Below are 17,916 nucleotides of genomic sequence, written 5' to 3'. Positions count from 1 at the left end.
TTTCAACGTCGAACTGCGAAATCTGATCCATCCGCATACTTCCGAAAATCGGCTCTAAATGCCTCTGGTAGCTGTACACGTCCATTTCCCATGAGGACTTGTTCTCCATAGCCCAGGGGAGGTATCGCTTCCAAATTTGGGCAAGGGTGGGCGCGGGCGTCTTCTTTTGGAGATTGTGCTCCTCTTTGGCTATGTCCACCTTGAGCTTGGCTTCGATCTCCCTAGCCGCCTCAAGGTTGCCTATGGTGCGCGTCACCTTCCGGCCTCCCATGCGCAGCACGACCTTGTAGAGCCTTCCCTTTCTCGGAAACTCCATCCCGCAGCCCGGACAAGTCTTTGCCGTGAGCTTTGCTTCGGCCTTGCACTCGCACCTGATTAGAATCGCCATTTTCTCTTCTCCGTTTTGCCTTTCCGGTCAATTCTGGGGGGACAATAGGGGGACAACCGGGCGGCAAAAGCGTCAAAATAACGATATAGCCATACTAAATCGTAATGCAACAACAAATTGAAATTACTACGAAATACAAAGATTAGCAAGGCAGGGCAAAGCGGTTTTTTACGATTCAGGGTCTGGTGGGTTAACCCCCGTGCTGGTTCGAGTCCAGTCTTCGGCACCATACTAAAAAGGCCGTCCAAAGGGACGGCTTTTTTAGTATGCGGGGAGGGGGGGACTGGCGAGAACCAGCACCTAAAAGCGAGCGAATAGCGAGCGCTACCAGGCAATCTCGAAAAGAATTTTCACGGCGCGAAGCAAAAGAGCGCCGGGCTCGTACCGGCGCTAACAGCGGAATAATTTTTCGTGAGCGAAAGCTCGCCGAAAAATTCGAGGCCAGTCCTCGGCGCCATTTAAACATAAAGGCCACCCCTTGCGGGTGGCCTTTCTTGTTCTTCGTCCGCTAGTTTGGCCGATCCTCTGGCCGATCTTTTTTATCCCATAATTGCTTGTATATTAAGACGTTTATGAAATAATACGCCTTTGCGATTGCATGCGTTTTGGCCGATCTTTTTGGCCTCTGGAGCACGGGCAGAAGCATCCCGGCTGAGTGGAACGCCGAAGAGTCGCTACGCTCTCGGGCTCGCCCATGAGCAAGGTCATCTTGGCTCATGGGCTCGAAGGTAGGGTTTTTACACGTATTCTATTTGCAAACAAACTACCTTCGAGTCCAAAAACATTGTATCACCTCGTTTTTGGACGAGCCTTCACTTCGTCTTCTCCTTCGGGGCCCGTACGCGGCGCAACGAGTGGAGGCGTCGGGCCGGCGCGGGGTCTTAGCGAGCCTTGGCGAGCGGGTGCCCCGTACGGCCCAGCCGGAACGAAGTGGTCGCGCTTTTTCAAAGCGCGAGCGACGAGTCCGGGCCGATTTCTTGGGTACTTCTTTCTAAAAGAAGTACCTGGGGTGCGGGGCGAAGCCCGGCAAGCTGTAAAAGTGCGAAGCACACAAAAGTAACAAGTCCGCCTGCTTCAAATCCTCCTGTAAACCAAAAAATAGCAGGAACAAAAAAGCATACCAATATGCGGATAATTTAACGTCTGCCTGTATAATGGGTTGCTTTCGCCGTGAGATCCAGAGGGGGGAAACGAAAAAATGATCTGGTGACGCGGATTTTTGATCGTGCGATCTTTCTTTGGATCGAGTATCTTGCCATATCTTTCGGCCATGGTTTTAAGGGGCGAAATTCGCCAAGAGGCTAGGCTTAGAGTGTGTGGCATCAAGAAAAGGTTTAAATAGGAGAAGATATGAACAGTCTCGGAGAATTGACGAGAGAAGAGCTCTTTTGCGTAATAACTAAATTGAGGTCTGTTTTGATCAAGGATAATGTAATGTTGTCTGCAATAAGCAAATTAAACCGCCATCAGGAATTAAGATATGAATGCCGTGTTCCAACTAATGAGGCTTTGTCACTGGAAAATGTGAGGGGCATTTTTACCGCTGAGAGAAAATTTTTCCCGGAGGATGCAGGGCAGGTTGTGGTATATCTTTTTTCAGACCCTTACCGAGCGCCCGACTATGTTGAACTTGATGTTGAAATCTACGGGCACGAAGGAAGAGAATGCCTTCCGATCTTTTACATCGAGTTCACGGAAGAAACACGAAAGCTTGCCTCTTTCAGCTTTAAGGAAGTTGGATGGGTTGGACCTTCTCTTATAAGATCGCTTTTTAAAGAAAAGCTTTTGAAAATAATGGCGGAAATGGGTATGCACATTTATGTAAATCCGGGGTATTTGACTGAGATGAAGCTTGACCCGCTGAACGGTGCAGAAGATATGCCTGTTTACGCCGAGCCAAAATGAGGCAAACCGGTGTTAACATGTTTTGACCGGAAATTAGCCGACGCATACACCAGCAATTCGCAGAAAATCCGGGTTCTTTCCGAGGCTTGGGTTTCAAGTGAAATCTACTGCCCTAATTGCGGAACGGGCGTAGACAGCCACAGGAACAATCGCCCCGTGGCGGATTTTTACTGTGCGAAATGTTCCGAGGATTTTGAGCTTAAGAGCAAGAAAAACTCATCGGGGTCCAGGATAGTTGACGGCGCTTACGACACGATGATCAAAAGATTGCAGGGCGATGATAACCCGAACTTTTTCTTGCTGAATTACAGCCCTGTTAACTACGAAGTATTGAATTTCGCTGTGGTTCCGAAGCACTTCTTCACGCCGGAGATAATAGAAAAGAGAAAGCCTCTTTCGCCGGCTGCCAAAAGAGGAGCGTGGGTCGGGTGCAACATACTGATAAACAATATTCCCCATGCCGGAAAGATTTTCTACGTCAAGGACAGGCAAATCCAGCCAACGGAAAAAGTTCTTGAAAACTGGAAGAAAACCCTGTTTTTGCGCGATGAAAAAGAGACCAAGGGCTGGATTGTCGATGTGATGAACTGCTTAGACAAAATCGACAAAACCGAATTCAATTTGCAGGATGTGTATTCCTACGAATTGTTTTTGCAGCAAAAACACCCGGACAACCGGCACGTAAAAGACAAAATAAGGCAGCAACTGCAATTTCTGAGAGACAAAGGGTATCTTGAGTTCGTTTCAAAGGGCAGTTACAGGCTCATATGAACGAAGGAAGTCAAATGCAGATTATAACAAACTCCGATTGGGCAAATGCCATTGCTCTGAGGTTATCAGATGAATGGTTTGGAAAAGAGGATTTCCCGGAGGACGCGCATGTTTTAAGAAGGATACTGGCCGACCTGCTTACAAAATCACCCATGATGTGCGAAAGACTGATTGGGACTGGCATAATCGAAGAAGATTATTTTGAAGAATTAGGTTGATTATGTCCTGTAACCCTCCCCGCTTGGGCGATCCCGCAAGGGTGCTTGAAATTACTCTCGGGTGTCCGCCGGGGGAGATCGCCGAGAACGTGATTCTCACTCCCTTCATGCACCTCAAGTCCTTTTCGCGCCATGTGGAGGAGGCGTCTATCGTTCCGCTTTCGCCGCCGTTTTTCTTTCAGGGGTTCACGGCGGTCTTCAAGGGTATGCGCGTCACGGTGATTCGCACCGGGGTGGGGCCTTCGCGGGTGGGCGACTGCATCTCCTTTCTTTCCCTTTCCGGAGCCAGAAACCTTCTCTTCGCGGGCGCGGTGGGGTCGCTGCGCTCCGGCTGGGCGCTGGGGGATTTCTTCCTGCCGCTGACCGCCGCCGACGGCGAGGGGTACACGCGCTACCTCGGCAGGGATTTCGGAGAGCTGGTGGACGAGGCCGCGGAGATTCCCTGTTCCGGCGGGCTGGAGGGCGCGCTCAGAGAGACGCTACGGGAGCGGGGAATAGCGCCGAGGGAGGGAAGGGTCTTCACCATCGGCTCGATTGCAGCCGAAGCGCCGGAAAACCTCCGGCTGCTCCGCGAGCGGGGCTTCGACGCGCTGGAGATGGAGCTTTCCGCCTTTTTTTCCGCCGCCCGCCACCACTCCCTTCCGGGGGCGGCGCTGACTTACATCAGCGACCTCCCCCTCGAATCCTCCCTCTGGGAGAAGAAATCCCCGGAAGAGGAGAGGGCGCTCAGGGAAGCCTACGGGCTTTTGCCCGAGCTCGCCCTCGGGTTTTTCGCGGAGCTAAAATGAGAGCGAGAAGGGACTGTCTGAAGTGCCTCCTGTGCCTGGCCGAAAAGGCCTCCGCCGAGGCGTGCGCGGACCTTCCCGCACTCCTGGAGACGGTGAGGGCGCAGACCGCCGAGTATGTGCGGATTCAGTTCAGCGAGGGCGAGAGCGTACCCACGCGGGTCGCCACCGGGTTTTTGCGGCTGTCGAAGGAGCTGACAGGAAATCCCGACCCCTTCCGCCGCTTCAAGGAGCGCGAGTTCGCCATGAGCGCGAAAGCTCTCCCCCTCGTCGCCGGAAAGTGCGGCGGCGACCTTGAGGGCAGGCTCAAGCTGGCCGCGATGGGGAACCGGCTGGATTATTTCCGCCCCTTCGAGGAGGTGGAGCGCGAATGGCGCGAGTTCGATTTCTCCTTCGCCAGCCTCGACCTTCGCGAGTTTGAAAACGCGCTTGAAACCGCCCGGAAGATTTTAATCTTAGCCGACAACAGCGGCGAGGCGCTCTTCGACCTTCCCCTCATCGAGTTTTTCGAGCGCGCCGGTTTCGAGGTCTCCTACTGCGTGAAGGGAGAGCCCTCCCAGAACGACCTCACGCGGGAGGGCGCGGAGCGCTTCGGCCTCCATATCGAAAACCTCGTGGACACCGGCAGCGACTGCGTCGGCGTCGAGCCCCCCTTTTCCGGCGAGGAGTTTCACGCGGCGTGGAAAAACGCCGACGTAATCGTCGCCAAGGGGATGGCGAACCTCGAAACCCTCACCGAATACCCCGAATTTATCTCGAAAAAGCCGGTATTTTTCCTCCTCTGCGCCAAGTGCGACCCCGTAGCCTCCTGGCTCGGAGTCGAAAGGGGAAGCGTGGTCTTCGTCAGCGGAACGGGAATGGTTGAATGACCGGAGAAATGGTTACTGTTGTAAAGAACATAGAGATAAGCGGCGAGTGGACGGGGCTGACCGTGCTGGAGGCTGTGCGGAGGGTCTTTCCTGAGCTTTCGCCCCGCGAAATCTTCAAGAAGGCGAGGACGGGGGAGATAAAGAAAGGCGGGCGGCCCGCCGACCCGCTCGGGAAGGTCGTCGGAGGCGATATCGTCTCCGTGGCGGTTCTTCGGCCCCAAAAACCCTCGACGAAGCCGGTTCTCAAAGAAAACGAAGCTGTTTCGACCCCGGCGGGCCCCTTTACCGTGGTGCGCGAGGACGAAGACCTCCTCGTCGTCTCCAAGCCCCCCGGCTGCGCCAGCCACCCTGCCCTTCGCCGCAGCGGCGACACCCTCATAGAGCGCGTCCGCCACTATCTGGGGACGAAGGTGGAGGACGAATTCCAGCCCGCGCTGGCGAACCGCCTCGACATAGAGACCAGCGGCCTCGTGCTCATCGGCAAGAACCCGAGGGCGCAGAGAAAGCTCGGCTTTCACCTTCAGCAGAAGCGCTTCTCCAAAAAATATCTGGCGCTGGCCGCGGGAAGGCTGGAGTGCGACGAAGGCAGGATCGAGGCGGAGCTGGAAAAGCGGCCCGACTCCAGGGACTACGCGAAACTGGGCCCGGCCTGCCTCGAACTCGAACCGAAGATTCAAAGCGCGCTTACCCTGTACCGGGTGCTGGGGAGGGCTGCCCACCCTCTTTCGGCCACCCTCGTCGAGATCGAGCTTTTGACCGGAAGAAACCATCAGATACGGCGGCACTTCGCCCATCTCGGACACCCGGTGGCGCTTGATTCGAGGTACGGCGACAGGGGATTCAACAGAGAGGTCGCGGAAGTTTCGGGGCTTTCGAGGATGTTTCTGCACGCTTTTTACGTGGGGATGGAGCACCCGGCGACGGGGGAGAGGCTGGAGATTTTTTCCGACCTTCCGAGGGAGCTTCGGGAGTGCCTCACGGTTTTCGGGCTCGCAGGAGCCCTTCCCGCAAGAATCACTTCATCTGCGCGTTAACCCGCTTCACCCATTCATCTATGAAGACGGCGTCCTCCTCGGGAAGATCGAGGAACCGAAGGCCGAAGCCAGCCGAGCAGAAGGACCCCTGCCGGTAGGGGCGCGCCCACATGACCTCGGCCCGGCAGACGAAGCGGCGGGAGGCGTCCCCCGGAAGGGTGAACTCCACCGCGTAGGTTTCTCCGGGGCTCCGGAGTTTTGTGGAGGAGATGAAGAGGCCGCTGCGGGAGACGTTGGTCGCGTAGCCGAAAAAGATCTCGTTGCCGTAATGCAGCTTCGCTTTCTTAACGACGACGGGGCTGCGCGGGTAAGCCCTGCGGTCCGCTTCGCTTATGCAGGTGTCGGGCGGTAGCTTTTCCATCTGGTTGCTCTCCTCGGTCAGGGAGAATCAGATTATCCCAATTGAAAAGAAGTGATAAGCAAAAACATTTCTCACTTCCCGCAGCGCAGGACTTCCCTTGCGGTTTCCTCGTAGGGAGCGCCGTCCATCCCCTGCCCCCGGGCTTTCTCCACGGCTTCTCCCGCCAGCCTCTCCGCTTCGGCGCAGCGCCCCTCCCCGGAAGCGATGAGGGCGAGATTGTTGAGGATTTCCGGGCGGTCCGGCGAGAGGCCGAGCGCAATTTCAAATTCCCCTTTGGCTCCGGCAAAATCCCCGGACCCGGCGAGAGAGTTGCCGAGGGCGAAATGGCCGAGCCAGCTCCCCGGGAACCTTTTCGTGAAATTTTCATACCCCCGCCGGGCTTCCGGCTTTTTGCCCGCGCTTTCGAGGGCGCCGAGAGCCTCCAGCAGCGCGGTCGGCGGAGCCGAAACCGGCAGTTCGCCCGGGGGAAGCGCGAGAACCGCAACCTCCCCGGAACGCTCGAAGGTTCTCGAAAAAGTCGAGAGAGAATTTAACCGCGCTTCCCGCTTTCCCTCGTAGAGGAGAATCTCCCCCCGCCCCAGGTCGTACCCTCCCGCGACGCTGTAATGGTAAACCGTGTAGAAGGAGAGGCCGCGGTTCTCCAGCACCAGCACCGGCTTGCCGGAAGCTATCTCTTCGAGGACTTCTCTCAGCCCGCCTGTAAGGGAGTAGGCGAGATAGCCGCGAAGGCGAATCTCCCTTGCGATGTCGAAAAGGAAGGTTCCCTCCTTGCCGGGGGTGTAGAGGAGGGGGCAGAGGAAATCCGGGGTAATCTCCGGCTCACCTGCCCAGCGAAGCAGGGTCGCGAGGGCCGAGGGGCCGCAGAGGTGTTCCTTTTGCTCGAAGGGAACGAGATCGGGTATACCGGCCCTTTCGGGGAGGGACGAATTTTTGAGGTAAGAAAGATTTGCGGCGCACCCCGCGAGGAGGAGCGCCGCAAAGAGGCAGACAAGCTTTGAGAGGCGTTTTGCGCGCCTGACGGTATTTTTACCTGCGCCCATGATTGACGAAGGAAAATACGTGCGTCAGTCCGATTATGTCGGTGATCAGAAGGACTATGAAGATGAAGAGACACGCGCCGATGAGCGTGCCAACTCCGTCGCCTCCGGCGGGAAGGGAGCCTATCTTTTCAAGGGCCGTCTTCGCCTCGGCGTCGGTCATCCCGTTCACCCGGCGAAGCGCTTCTTCCGGGTCCACTCCCAGGGAGGTTATCTGTTTTTGCACGTCGTCTCTCTCCACGAAAGAGACGAGGCGCGCCTTCGGGGATCCGAGGGCTTCCCCGGTGCCTACCCAGGCCGCCATTGCGGGGGAGGAGGGCAGGAAGATGAAGAGGTAGGCCAGAAGTACGGCCAAGCTTATGGATTTCAGGCTTGTCCTTGATTTCGACATGGCTGCTCCTTTGTATTTTTTATGTTTTCCGACACTATGCATTCTAATGCGGCAAACGCCGGAAGACAAAAAAACTTTACAAAGAACCCGAAGGCGGGATAAATACCGGCGCGTAAAGGACCGGGAAAAGCGTTCAAGGAGATGAAAAAAATGGCTGAAGCGTCGGATCTCAAGAGAGGAATGATAGTAAATTTCGGAGAGGCCCCCTGCAGGCTGCTGGAGATCGCCTTCCACTCCCCCTCCGCGAGGGGCGCCAGCCTCCGGGTAAAGATACGCTACCGCAACCTCCTCACCGGACAGGTTCTCGACAAGAATCTCAAGGGTGACGACCGGGTGGAAATGGCGGATTTCGAGCGCCGGAAGGGTCAGTTCCTCTACTCCTCCCAGGAGGGGGGCGTCTTCATGGACATGGAGAATTACGAGCAGTTCGAGGTCGGCGGGGAGCTCTTCGATTCGATAAAGGGGTATCTCCTCGACGGGCAGGAGGTTCAACTCGGGCTTTACGTCGGCAAGGTGGTGTCCATCGACCCGCCGCAGACCGTCGAGCTTAAGGTAGTCAGAACCGCCCCCGCCCTTCGCAACGCCACGGCGACCTCCCAGACCAAAGAGGCCGAACTCGAAACCGGCCTCGTGTTACAGGTGCCTCCCTATCTGGAGGAGGGGGAGAAGGTCAAGATAGATACACGCGACGGGCATTTTGTCTCCCGCGCTTAGGTGAGCCCTTGTGCCGTCGCATCCTTTCCGCCCCCGGCGTCGTCATGTCCTCGCTCAAGGGTTCGCCGTAGCGCTGCTACTGTCTCACCCTCTCTCTGCGGGATTCCTCGCCGGGAACGGAAAGCCGCGCCGGGGAAAGCTTCTGGCGGATAGCGCGGCGCTTTAAACCCGCATCCCAAAGCCTGAAAGCGAAACGGCATCCCATAAAAACAAAAGCGGGCGAAGGGTTACTCCTCCGCCCGCTTTTGCATTTTGAATAATGAGTTATCTGGACAGAATTTTCTTGAGGTCCTTTGCTGCTCCCTCGTAGCCGTCCAGAACCTTTTCCACGTCCGTCTCGGAATGGGCGGTGCACACCGAGCCGCCGCCGTGGACGGAAAAGACCCCGTGGTTCAGCAGTGATATCTTCATCTCCCTGTCGGGCATTTTCGCCAGGGTCTTCTCGGCTATATCGGCGGGCGAGCGGAGCGTCCCGGCGCAGGATTTGTCTTTCAGGATGTGGGTCATGAAGAGGCTTCCCTTGCCGGTGCATTCCGCCGGAACTCCCGCGGAATCGAAGCGCTCGGTTATTCCCTTCCTCAGCTTTTCACCCTTTGCGGCGAGGGATGAGTAAATGCCGCCCGCCTGCGTCCTGAGGACGTCGAGGGTGGCGAGGCCCGCAGCCATCGTAACCGGGTTGGCGGAAAAGGTGCCTCCCCCTACGAGGACGGGCCTGCCGGGTCGCGCCGCGCTCTTGGGGTTCGCCAGCTCCATGATGTCGGCCCTTCCCCCGTAGAGGCCGATGGGGAAGCCGCCGCCGACGATCTTGCCGAGGGTCACGAGGTCGGGGCGCACTCCGTATTCGTCGGCCAGGATTCCGTAGCGGAACCTAAAACCGGTGATTATCTCGTCGAAGATGAGGACAGCGCCGATGTCGTCGCAGGCCTGGCGCAGAAACTTCAAATATTCCGGGTCGGCGGGGATGAACCCTCCCGCGCCCAGCATCGGCTCTACTATAATGGCGGCGGTGTGGCCCTGATGGACCTCGATGACCTTTTTGCTGGCCTCGATGTCGTTGAACTGCAGATGGGCGACGCCCTGCCTGTCGGGTTCGGGAAGTCCCGCGCCCTCCGGCTCCCCGAAGGGGTGTTTTACGGCGAAGCTGAGGTCGGTCGAAGCCCCGTGCCACCCCCCGGCGACCTTCAACACCCAGCCCTTGCCGGTGAAAGCCCTGGCGAGGCGCACGGCGTACATCGTCGCCTCGGTGCCGGTGCAGCAAAAGCGGAGCTTGCGGATGGCGGGAGCGGCCAGCATTATTTCGTCGGCCAGCCTCACCTCTTTTTCGTGGGGCATTCCCCAGTGCCACCCCCCGTCGAGGGCGTTGACCACGGCGTTTTTCACCGTCGCGAAGTTGTGGCCGAAGATCATCGTAAAGTGGCCCATCCACAGATCGACGATGTCCCTGCCGTCCACGTCGGTTATAATCCCTCCGACGGCCCTTCTCGGGTATATTGGATAGGGATCGAAGAGGCGGAGGTTGTGGCATATTCCGCCGGGGAAGAGGTGGATGGCGTGGTTGTGGAGGATGCTGGAACCGGGCGTGAGATCCGAGTACTGCTCGTAGATGTCCACGTTTTACTCCCTTGAAGATTGACCGGAAAGCCAGGTTCAATATTTATCACGCAAGTCGCCGGGGGGCAAGAACGCTGTGGAGCCGAACAGTCCGTTGAAAAACTGCTGCGACCCCCGTTTACTGCGTCGCGTGCTCGCTCGAAGCTCGCCGTATTGTCTTATACTGTCTCGCTTCTCGCTGCGCGTCTCCTTGTAACCGGGGCTCCCGAAACCCAATAGTGTCTTAACAATACCGCAATATCGCGGAATGCCGGAAAGATTTCTCACAGTGGCGAATGATTTAATCTCGAAAATTAAACCGGGCGCGCCCGTCTGGCTTCACCTTTTTCTTGCGTCCCTTCTGTGGTCGGCGGTGGGGGTCTTCCTGCTTTACCGTGGGGGCGCGGCCCTTTTGGAGCTTTCCATGCCGGAGGGGGCGGCGGCGCTCGGCGCTGGAGTCCTGCTCGGCTGGTTCAAGGGGGCGAAGGTGCTTCGCCCGGCGGCCAAAAAGAGCGCGGCGAGGATAATCAAACGAGGCGACGGCAAGTGCGTCGGAGGGTTTCTGTCCTGGAAAAGCTGGCTCTTCGTGGCGGGGATGGGGTTTTTCGGCAAGTGGCTGCGGGGCGCGGGAGTTTCGCCGCTGATTCTGGGGCCGCTTCTCACCGGAGTTGGGCTGGCCCTTCTCTCCGGCGCGCAGATATTTTTCGGCGCTTTCGTGAAGAAACTACCCCGGTAGTTTTTCCCAGCGGCCAAGGGCCCCGGAGATGAACTCCACCGTCGCCCGGTGAGCCTCGTCTCCCTTCCCCTGGGGGGCTATCGGCTCCCCGAAAGAGAAGTACACCCGCTTTTCGGGGGAAATAACCCCGAAGTCCTTTATCATCTTCCCGGTACCCCAAAAATCCGTCTTCAGCGCCACCGGCACGAGAGGGACCTTGGCGCGGGCTGCCAGTTTCGCCCCTATCGTGTTGAAGCGCGAGGGGTCGAAGCGCTCCGCGCGGGTGGTCTGCGGAAAGACGATAACGCTGACTCCGGAGGCCAGAAGCTCTTTTCCCTCACGAAAAACCGTTTCGAGGTCTTCCCTGGGATTGCTCCTGCCGAGGGCTATCGGCTTTCGCGAGCGCATCACGTGGCCGAAGACGGGGTAGTCAAGAAGCTCCTTCTTGACGATAAAAGTCACGGGGCCTACAGGCCGGAGAATCGAAGGCAAAAGGAAGGTTTCCAGGGTGGACATGTGGTTTCCGACGTAGACGCGGGGGCCGGAAAACGAATTCAAACGGTCGAGCCCCTCAACGGTTACCTTCCCCCCCGTCGCCTCGGTGCGCTCCAGTATTTCGAGAGAGCTTCCCACCCACTCCGGGCAGCCGTACCTGCCGCGTTTCGCCCTACGGGACGCGCGGATTACCGTACAGAAGACGCCGGAATAAAAATAGAGCGAGGGAAAAAGGCGCGCGAGGAGGGAGGGTTTCCTTTCCCGGCTGGTTTCGTAAATGGATTTGCCCGTGAAGGGGGTGACAAGCTCTTTTGACAAGGCGGTTACTTCCTGCTTTTAAATTCGATTATTCTTCCGGCGAACAGGGCCGCGAAGAAGAAAAATACCACGAATTCCCCGGATATTACCCGTAAAATCAGCCTTTCGGGTTTTGCGGCCAGCCCCTCGGGATCTTCGTATCCCCTTCGGAAAGCCCGCCGCGAGTCCAGCCAGAAGGGAACCTGCCAGGAGTTTCGCGCGCCGAACTTCCAGAGCTTTCGCATGAAACGCCATCTCCCCTCCCTTTTCCCTTCCTTCCACAGGGCGTCAAAAAAGGGGGTGATCCTAAGCGCGCCGGCTTTGGCCTGCTCCCCGTAGAGAGTCCCGGCCCTTCCGTAAAACTCCCTCGCGTCCGCTTCGTGGGCAAGCCGTATCAGCGCGTTGAGAAGGAGCCTCTTTTTTGGCCCCTGGGCTCCGAAGCGCCTCGAAGAGGTCTCCAGCTTTCCGGGGAGGAGGGCGATTTTTCCCCCGGCAAAGGCCTGATACGCGAGCCGCATATCCTCAAGGTAGGGCAGGGCGTCGTCAAAACCGCCGAGCTCCCGGAAAAACCCTTTCCGGAGCCAGAACCCCTGATCGCCGTTGACGCACTCGGGAAGATTCTGCGTTGTCTTCGCCATCAGGAAAAAATGGGTGAAATCGAGGGGGCGGTCGTGAAAACCCGTCGCGAAATGGCCCAGAACGCGGCTGGACCCGGCGCACTCCCTTCCCATCGCGGCGAATCCGCCGGAGATGAGGTCTTCATCCCTAATCCGCGTGTCCGCGTGGAGAAAGAGAAGGTCTTCATGGAGCGCCGCCTTTGTCCCCGCGTTGAGCTGCGCGCCCCTGCCCCTCGGCGCGTCCACCCAGAGGAAGTTTTCACCCTCGAAGGAGTCGAAAACGGCCCTGGTGCGGTCTTTGGAGCCTCCGTCGGCGACGATTACCTGAAGACGGATTCCCCTCTGGCGGGATAGGTCGCCAAGGAGGCTGCCCAGAGACTCTTCCTCGTCGAGCACAGGGATTATCACGCTGACCGCGCCGCGAGGCGCGGGGTTTTCCTTCGCCAAAACCGCGTCAGCAGTCGTAATAGAGCGAAAACTCGTAGGGCGTGGTGCGAAGGGCAAGCGGCCTGACCTCGCGTTCGAGCTTGAGCTCTATCCAGCGCTCTACGGCGTTCTTTGAAAAGACCCCCCCGGCGAGGAGGAAAGAATGGTCCTTTTCAAGCGCCCGGAGGGCTTCTTCCAGAGACTGGGGCATCCAGCCGGCTTTCGTCTTCGGCTTCTCTTCGAGAGGAGCGCCGGGCTCGATGCGGTGTATTATCCCGTCGATTCCCGCCATCAGGAGAGCCGCGAAGGCCAGATACCCGTTCGCCGAAGGGTCGGGCAGACAAAACTCTATCCGCCTCGCCTTTGCCCCGGCGGGGTGGAGGGGGGTTCGCACCACGGCGTTTTTGTCCACGGCGGAATAGGAGAGGGCGACCGGAACCTCGCCCTTCGTGAGGAGCCTCCGGTAGGAGTTGGCCGTGGGGTTGCAGAGGGCCATAAGAGCGGGCGCGTGACGGAGAATGCCGCCGGCGTAGTGGAGGGCGGTCTGGGAAAGCCCTCCGTATTCCTCGCCGGAAAAGAGGTTTTTGCCGGAGCGCCAGAGCGACTGGCTCACGTGCATCGAGCTTCCGGGCTCCTCGAAGACCGGCTTCGGCATGAAGGTGAGGGTCTTGGCGCTCCGAAGGGCGGTGTTCCGAAGGACGTACTTCAGCCACTGGAGGTTGTCGGCCTCCTCGACGAGGTTCGCGTGCCTGAGCACCAGCTCGCACTGCCCCGCCGAGGCGGCTTCGTGCTGCTCGCGCTCGACCCCGATGCACAGGCGGATAAGCTCCTGCGCCATCTCCTGGCGAAGGTCCGCCAGAGAATCGTAGGGCTGCACCGGATAGCGGCTTTCCCCCGCCTTGCCCTTGTAGCCGAGGTTCGGTCCCTCCTCCCTCCCCGAGTTCCACTGGGCCTCCACCGAATCGACGAAGTGGAAGGCGCTGTTGCGGGTCTGGTCGAAGCGCACGTCGTCGAAGATGAAAAAGCCGGGCTCGACTCCGAAGCTCGCCGTCTCCCCGATTCCCTCGGCAACCATGAATTCCACCGCCTTTTTCGCAATATTGCGCGGGTCGAGAGGGTAGGGGGCGCGGGTAGAGCCTTCGCGGACGCTGCCGATAAGGCTCATCGTCTTTGCCTTCGGAAAGGGATCGACCCTCATGGTCGAGGGGTCGGGCACGAGGACCAGCCCCGAACCCTTCGAGCTCCAGCCCGGCAGGGCGGACGAATCCAGACTCAGCCCTTCCTCGAAAACAGAGGAGGAAAACTGCTGGATGGGGACGCCGATGCGCCGCCACTGCCCGAGAAAGTCGGAAAATTTAACGTCCGCGAAAACACATTCGTTTTCGCGGGCGAAGTTCATAACGCTCTTTTGATCCATCAAAAACTCCTTCGGCCCGAGCGGGGGAAACCCCCCGCAAATCATGGCCTGATACTTTAACAGAGTTGGCGCAAAGCGCACGAGCCAAGAATGACGATACAAAAATGCTCGACGATGATTTTACCACTACATTATTGTAATTATACAAAAAGTCGTGTACTTTTGTGGCGCACACGGAGGAGAACCATGTTGAGCAGAGATTCGCTACAGAATAAAATCCACGAACTGACGGCGCTTTACGAGGTGAGTCAGGCCCTTGCCGCAAGTCTCGACCTGCGGCAGGTGCTCGAAAAAATACTCGGGGTTCTGTCCAAAAAACTCGGCATGAACAGGGGGACGGTCGCCCTGCTCAACAGGCTGACGGGCGATATAGAGATAGAAACCTCGCTCGGGCTGACCGAAGCCGAGAAGAAGCGCGGGCGCTACCGGCTGGGCGAGGGCGTCACAGGCACCGTCGTGGCGACCGGAGAGCCGATGGTCGTCCAGTCCATCGGCAAGGAGCCCCTCTTCCTCAACAGGACCAAGAGCAGGGGAGACATCTCGAAAGAAGACATCTCCTTTTTGTGCGTGCCCATCAAGGCCGGGGACGAGACGGTCGGAGCCCTGAGCGTGGATCGCCTCTTCAGCCCCGATGTGAGCTTCACCGAGGACGTGCGCCTCCTCGAAATCATCGCCTCGATGATCGGCCAGGCGGTCAAGGTTCACAAAATGCGCGACGACGAGCGCTCAAAACTGGTCGCCGAAAAAGAGCGCCTCCAGACCGACCTCGTCACCAAGTACAACATCTCCAACATCATCGGCAACTCCAAGGCGATGCACCACGTCTACGCCATGATAGCCCAGGTCGCCAAGTCCAACGCCACCGTGCTCATAAGGGGCGAGAGCGGCACGGGAAAGGAACTGGTGGCGAACGCCATCCACTACGGGAGCCTTCGCTCCGGCAGGCCGCTCATAAAGGTCAACTGTTCCGCCATTCCCGAGACCCTCATCGAAAGCGAGCTTTTCGGCCATGAGAAGGGGGCCTTCACCGGGGCTGCGGAAGCCAAGCAGGGGCGCTTCGAGCTTGCCTCGGGGGGCACCATCTTTCTGGACGAGATAGGGGACCTGAACCCGGCGATTCAGGTAAAGCTCCTTCGGGTTCTGCAGGAAAAGGAGTTCGAGCGGGTCGGCGGGGTGAAGACGATAAAGATCAACCTGCGCATAATCGCCGCCACGAACAGGAATCTCGAAGAAGAGATAAAAGAGGGAAAATTCAGGGAAGACCTCTACTACCGGCTAAACGTTTTCCCCATCTACATGCCCGCCCTGCGCGAGAGAAAGACCGACATCCTCCTTCTGGCGGAGCACTTCCTCGAAAAGTACTCACGCGAAAACGGCAAGGAGATACGCAGGATAACCACCCCCGCTATAGACATGCTGATGAGCTACCACTGGCCGGGAAACGTGCGAGAGCTTGAGAACTGCATCGAAAGGGCCGTCCTTTTGTGCAATGGCCCCGCGATCCACTCCTACCACCTGCCGCCGACCCTCCAGACGGCGGAAGCCACCTCGGGAGGCGGAGAAGACCTCTCCTTCGACGAGGCGGTGGCGAATTTCGAGACGGATATAATAATCGACGCCCTGAAGGCCACCAGGGGAAACATCAGAAAAGCGGCCCAGAGGCTTAAAACCACCCAGAGGATTTTGGGCTACAAAATTACCAAGTACAGGATAGAACCCAAAAAGTACACTTAGGGGGCTTTTCAAAAGCCCCTGTTTCAGCGGATTACGATATCCTCGTCCCTCATCCCGGTGCTGCCGTTTCTCGCACCCGTGGTCAGGGGAGGCTCCTGTATGCCGGGAAACCGTATCTCGAAGCGGGCGCCGCCCTCGGTCGGCCTGATGTGCCTTATGGTGCCGCCGTGGCCCTCGACGACCGCGAAGGCTATGGCGAGGCCGAGCCCCGTCCCCATGCCCGGCTCCTTCGTCGTGAAGAAGGGGTCGAAGATGCTCTGGACTATGTGGGGCGGTATGCCGGGGCCGTTGTCGGTGATGGCCAGGCAGGCCTCTCCCGATTTTTCCCCCGCCCAGGTCTCTATCGTTATCCTTCCCTTTCCCTCCAGCGCGTCCAGTGAATTTATAGCGAGATTCAGTATCATCTGCTGAAGCTGACGCTCGTCGCCGAGGATATCCGGTACCTCCTGTCCGGGGTTCCAGAGGATTTCCACGCTTTTGGACGCAGGTCGAAGGAGCTTTACCGCTACCTCGACCACGCTGTTCACCCTGAGGCGGTTTCTGGATTCCTCGGAAGACCTGCTGAAAGACAAGATCTGCTTCACCACGTCCGCGCCCCTGTGAGCGGCGTTTTCAATTACGTCCAGATACCCCAGCGCTTTCGGATCGTCGGTGCGAAGCCGCAGCATCTCGACCCCCGGCAGTATCGACGCGAGCGCGTTGTTGAATTCGTGGGCGACCCCTCCCGCGAGCCTGCTGACCGCTTCGAGCTTCTGCGCCTGCAGAAGCTGCCTTTCGATGGCGAGCTTTCGCGTTTCGTCGCGCACCAGCACCAGGCTTCGCGGAGGACTTCCGACAGCCCTGACCACCGAGGAATAGTCCATGCCGGAAAGGGTGAATTTAACCTCCTCGTTCTGGGAATCGTCGGTGAAATGGCCCGCAAGCGCTATCGCAAGGGGGCCGGGCAGGCGCATCCCCGGCACCGCCCCGAAGATCGAGACGGCGTTTTCGTTGGCGTAGGCGATGGTGTGGTCCTCTTCCAGCAGCAGGACAGCCTGCGGCATCTCGGAGAGGATGTCCTTGAGCAGCGAGTGGTTGGCGAAGATCTCAAGGGTCTTGTTCCTGACCTGCTCTTCGAGTTTCTCGTTTTGCCGGAGCACCTCTTCGGAGGCGGTGTTCAGCCTTCCGACGAGTCTTTTGAAGGCGTTTGAGAGGACCCTTACCTCCTGAAAGCGCCCGGAAGGGGGAGGCGGGGCTTCGGAAAACCCGGAGAAATCCTCGGCCCATCTGGCCAGATCCCCCAGTTCTCTGGTCGTCGTCCGAAAGGTGGTGACGTAGAGAAAATAGAAGGCCAAAAGGGCGAGAAGGGAGCCGCCGATCTGGAAAGCTCCGAGCTTGAAGGCGAGGGACTGGAGAGGGGCGGCGGGAGAGAAAACCGCGAAGTAACCGAGCTTGATTCCCCCCGATTCCAGCGGGTAAAGCCGAAAGCCGTAGGGTTTGTCCGCTATGTTCACGAGATCGTCGTAGGGGATCGAAAGAAAGGAGCTGGAAAAATCGGAGGAGCGGTCGAAGCTCGACGCGCTTATGTAGCCTTCCTCGTCGCAAAGGGCGAGCTCGGCCCCTATGCGCTGGCTCGTCTCTTCCAGCCACCGCTGCCCGAGGTCTCTTGTCGCGAGCAGGCGCAAAGGTTCGCCGGAGGAGGAATTTACCGCCGCGGAGACGAGGAAAAGAAGGGGACCGTCCCGAAGCTTGACAAGCTGGCCGCACCCGAAACAGCTGAAGGCCGTGTCCACCACCTCCGCCGGAAAGCTGAAATGGTTGCTCCACCAGTCTCTGTTGCCTATTCCGAGAACCTTCAAATCGCTCTTTCCCGAAAGGGCGGCGAAAGCGGTGCCGGAATCGACCGGAGCGGCGAGGCGCGCCATCTCCTGAACGTTCACCTCCATCTCGCGCTGGACGTGGTCTATCTCGCGGCGGAACTGGCTTGAGGCCAGATTGGCGTCTTCGTCCAGCGAGGAGGTATAAAAATGGTAAAGGCCGCCGGAGGTTAGCGCGACGGAAAAAAGCGCCGCCGCGATGATGAGAATCGCGAAGCGGAATGCGAAGAACCGTCTGAACCCCGGGGTTTTGTCATTTTGCATTAAAAACTGTCCTGCCTTTGTCCCCCATACGC

Annotated in this window: 18 protein-coding genes; 9 read left to right on the top strand and 9 right to left on the bottom strand. The window is 58.3% G+C overall.

Annotated elements, in window-relative coordinates; genetic code table 11:
- Nucleotides 1-388: site-specific integrase (locus tag EPN96_07525; protein TAL17018.1), on the bottom strand; the 388-nt coding region annotated here is incomplete at its 3' end.
- A 1,350-nt stretch (nucleotides 389-1,738) separates the two neighbouring features.
- On the opposite strand from EPN96_07525, the gene EPN96_07520 reads away from it, so the two are divergent.
- The 6 genes from EPN96_07520 to EPN96_07495 are packed head-to-tail and all read left to right on the top strand — an operon-like array spanning nucleotide 1,739 to nucleotide 5,970.
- Nucleotides 1,739-2,293 carry a hypothetical protein gene (locus EPN96_07520; GenBank protein ID TAL17017.1) on the top strand — a complete coding sequence of 185 codons (555 nt, stop codon included), beginning with the start codon at nucleotides 1,739-1,741 and terminating at the stop codon, nucleotides 2,291-2,293.
- A 9-nt stretch (nucleotides 2,294-2,302) separates the two neighbouring features.
- On the top strand, nucleotides 2,303-3,064 hold the full coding sequence (locus tag EPN96_07515) for a restriction endonuclease (protein TAL17016.1): 762 nt from the start codon (nucleotides 2,303-2,305) through the stop codon (nucleotides 3,062-3,064).
- Nucleotides 3,065-3,078: 14 nt separating this feature from the next.
- Entirely contained in the window at nucleotides 3,079-3,282 is a 204-nt protein-coding gene (locus EPN96_07510; protein TAL17015.1) for a hypothetical protein, read from the top strand.
- Complete coding sequence (locus EPN96_07505) at nucleotides 3,279-4,070, top strand: hypothetical protein (GenBank protein ID TAL17014.1); 792 nt, start codon at nucleotides 3,279-3,281, stop codon at nucleotides 4,068-4,070. The genes EPN96_07510 and EPN96_07505 overlap by 4 nt, the downstream gene beginning before the upstream one ends.
- Nucleotides 4,067-4,936, top strand: a complete 870-nt coding sequence (locus EPN96_07500; protein ID TAL17013.1) for a DUF89 family protein — start codon at nucleotides 4,067-4,069, stop codon at nucleotides 4,934-4,936. The genes EPN96_07505 and EPN96_07500 overlap by 4 nt, the downstream gene beginning before the upstream one ends.
- The gene (locus EPN96_07495; GenBank protein ID TAL17012.1) at nucleotides 4,933-5,970 is read left to right on the top strand and encodes an RluA family pseudouridine synthase; all 1,038 of its coding nucleotides are present in this window, start codon (nucleotides 4,933-4,935) and stop codon (nucleotides 5,968-5,970) included. The genes EPN96_07500 and EPN96_07495 overlap by 4 nt, the downstream gene beginning before the upstream one ends.
- Here the strand turns inward: EPN96_07495 and EPN96_07490 are convergent.
- The 3 genes from EPN96_07490 to EPN96_07480 all read right to left on the bottom strand — a co-directional run bounded on the left by EPN96_07490 (nucleotide 5,951) and on the right by EPN96_07480 (nucleotide 7,759).
- Nucleotides 5,951-6,331, bottom strand: a complete 381-nt coding sequence (locus tag EPN96_07490; protein ID TAL17011.1) for a pilus assembly protein PilZ — start codon at nucleotides 6,329-6,331, stop codon at nucleotides 5,951-5,953. The genes EPN96_07495 and EPN96_07490 overlap by 20 nt on opposite strands.
- A 71-nt stretch (nucleotides 6,332-6,402) precedes the next feature.
- On the bottom strand, nucleotides 6,403-7,371 hold the full coding sequence (locus EPN96_07485) for a tetratricopeptide repeat protein (protein TAL17010.1): 969 nt from the start codon (nucleotides 7,369-7,371) through the stop codon (nucleotides 6,403-6,405).
- Nucleotides 7,358-7,759, bottom strand: a complete 402-nt coding sequence (locus EPN96_07480; protein TAL17009.1) for a hypothetical protein — start codon at nucleotides 7,757-7,759, stop codon at nucleotides 7,358-7,360. Before EPN96_07480 ends, EPN96_07485 begins: the two co-directional genes overlap by 14 nt.
- Before the next feature lie 150 nt (nucleotides 7,760-7,909).
- On the opposite strand from EPN96_07480, the gene efp reads away from it, so the two are divergent.
- On the top strand, nucleotides 7,910-8,473 hold the full coding sequence (efp, locus tag EPN96_07475) for an elongation factor P (GenBank protein ID TAL17008.1): 564 nt from the start codon (nucleotides 7,910-7,912) through the stop codon (nucleotides 8,471-8,473).
- A 264-nt stretch (nucleotides 8,474-8,737) separates the two neighbouring features.
- Here efp and EPN96_07470 read toward each other — a convergent pair whose 3' ends face one another.
- Entirely contained in the window at nucleotides 8,738-10,084 is a 1,347-nt protein-coding gene (locus EPN96_07470) for an aminotransferase class III-fold pyridoxal phosphate-dependent enzyme (GenBank protein ID TAL17007.1), read from the bottom strand.
- A 268-nt stretch (nucleotides 10,085-10,352) separates the two neighbouring features.
- On the opposite strand from EPN96_07470, the gene EPN96_07465 reads away from it, so the two are divergent.
- A complete protein-coding gene (locus EPN96_07465) occupies nucleotides 10,353-10,799 on the top strand; it encodes a hypothetical protein (protein ID TAL17006.1) in 447 nt (148 codons plus the stop codon).
- Here EPN96_07465 and EPN96_07460 read toward each other — a convergent pair.
- From EPN96_07460 to glnA, 3 genes are read right to left on the bottom strand one after another with little or no spacing between them, the layout of a single operon-like run.
- Nucleotides 10,788-11,552 (bottom strand): 1-acyl-sn-glycerol-3-phosphate acyltransferase, encoded by a 765-nt coding sequence (locus EPN96_07460; protein TAL17024.1) that lies wholly within the window; start codon nucleotides 11,550-11,552, stop codon nucleotides 10,788-10,790. The two genes, EPN96_07465 and EPN96_07460, sit on opposite strands and share 12 nt — an antisense overlap.
- A 44-nt stretch (nucleotides 11,553-11,596) precedes the next feature.
- Entirely contained in the window at nucleotides 11,597-12,691 is a 1,095-nt protein-coding gene (locus tag EPN96_07455) for a glycosyltransferase (GenBank protein TAL17005.1), read from the bottom strand.
- Nucleotides 12,642-14,030, bottom strand: a complete 1,389-nt coding sequence (gene glnA, locus EPN96_07450) for a type I glutamate--ammonia ligase (GenBank protein ID TAL17004.1) — start codon at nucleotides 14,028-14,030, stop codon at nucleotides 12,642-12,644. The genes EPN96_07455 and glnA overlap by 50 nt, the downstream gene beginning before the upstream one ends.
- A gap of 186 nt (nucleotides 14,031-14,216) precedes the next feature.
- Between glnA and nifA the strand changes: the two genes are divergently transcribed.
- The gene (nifA, locus tag EPN96_07445) at nucleotides 14,217-15,764 is read left to right on the top strand and encodes a nif-specific transcriptional activator NifA (GenBank protein ID TAL17003.1); all 1,548 of its coding nucleotides are present in this window, start codon (nucleotides 14,217-14,219) and stop codon (nucleotides 15,762-15,764) included.
- Between the two features lie 23 nt (nucleotides 15,765-15,787).
- Here nifA and EPN96_07440 read toward each other — a convergent pair whose 3' ends face one another.
- Complete coding sequence (locus EPN96_07440; protein ID TAL17002.1) at nucleotides 15,788-17,884, bottom strand: hypothetical protein; 2,097 nt, start codon at nucleotides 17,882-17,884, stop codon at nucleotides 15,788-15,790.
- Nucleotides 17,885-17,916: the final 32 nt, after the last annotated feature.

Source organism: bacterium, from assembly GCA_004322275.1.
GTDB lineage: Bacteria > Desulfobacterota > Deferrisomatia > Deferrisomatales > BM512 > SCTA01.
Note: the sequence above shows the minus strand (reverse complement) of the source record. Positions and strands in the feature narration are given on the sequence as shown.